Origin of the sequence: Fructobacillus pseudoficulneus (assembly GCF_900108455.1) — a bacterium.
GTDB lineage: Bacteria > Bacillota > Bacilli > Lactobacillales > Lactobacillaceae > Fructobacillus > Fructobacillus pseudoficulneus.
In genome coordinates, this window is record NZ_FNWS01000018.1 from 1 (window position 1) to 1396 (window position 1396).

The 1396-nt window shown below is 34.8% G+C and carries 1 protein-coding gene; it reads right to left on the minus strand.

All coding sequences use genetic code 11. The features are described from left to right. The coding region (locus tag BLW39_RS06950) for a DUF1542 domain-containing protein (RefSeq protein WP_143404260.1) at positions 1-1243 on the minus strand (1243 nt) is incomplete at its 3' end. Positions 1244-1396 lie beyond the last annotated feature (153 nt).

The window sequence follows — 1396 nt, forward strand, 5'->3', positions numbered from 1 at the left end:
TACTGATGCCGTCATTTTTTGCAGATGCCATTTCTGTGTCGGTATTAGCATTAGAAACAGCAGTTTTAGCATTACTTAATGCTAAATTTAATGCAGCTAACTGTTGATTCTTTTCTTCACTTGTTAAATTAGAATCTCCGTTAATGTTTGCTGTGATTTTATTCGCTTCATTTTCTAAATCATTGGTTACTTTAACATCATTTAACAACACAACAGCGTAACTTGCACTTCCGCCAGTTACACCCCATTTTTGAGGCGATTGTGCAGTAAAATTGAATGTTTGACTAACATCTGATATAGAATTTTCGTCGATGGTTTGATCAGTATAACCCGAATACGTTGGCACAATACGACTATTATTATTAGCAGTATCTTCAAATTGATAAACACTATCGTGATTCTTTCCCATTATGATACTGGATAGCTTTTGGTTGGTATAGTCAGACACTTTGTAATATTTTTTAGTGCCACTCTTTGTTTCTGGTGATATCACAGGAGTATTAGCTGTTGCACTGATATCTCCATTGAGTTGTTGTTTTTCAAACTTACCTAATATTTGGACAGTGATGCGTGAATACATATCATTAGTATCTGGAGTGGAACCGGTAGAAAACTTTAGGTTTTGTACATCCATATCACCAGTTTTTAAGTTAGTCATACTAGCTAGGGTTTTACCACTTGCATCCAGGATAACAATTCGAGCATTAGGATTACTAATTCCAAATCCTAAACTAGCAAAATTAAGGGTGTAGTTAGTATTAGGCATTAAATTGGCAGACCATTGAACGCCACTATTATCATCGGGACTATTAAATGCAAATGAATGTCCACTTTTTGGTGATGAACTGTATTGTGAAGGGCCAAAAGTTGCTGTTGCAGATCCTACAATATCTTGAGATCTATCATCGCCCCAGTCATTTCCAGAACGATACCAACTCTTAAAATTAGCATAAAAAAACCGGGAAGCAGCCATCTGATTAGCTTCAGATAAGCTCAAATTTTCAATCTGATCATAATTATAAGTATTTAACGGCAACAGACTTTGATCAAATGGAACTGTTGTAGTCGTGTTATCAGATGAATTTTCGGTATTATTGGTTAACGAAACTTCATCGGCACTAGCATAGCTATTACTAGTATCTATTGATGTTACAACAGAAGCTATAGCAATAGTTGCGATTGAACAGAATACTAGAGCCTTACCTTTTTTGTACATTTTATAATGAACTCTACTGGACGCCATAATTTCCTCCCTAAAATTTTATTTAACATTAATTAGTCTTAATTATAGCACTATTGTGCGGCAGATTGTAAAATTAAACCGAACACCTTGCATAAAAAAACTGCAGAGACTTTAATGGTAATTGACTAAAATCAACCATAAAGGATCTGCAGC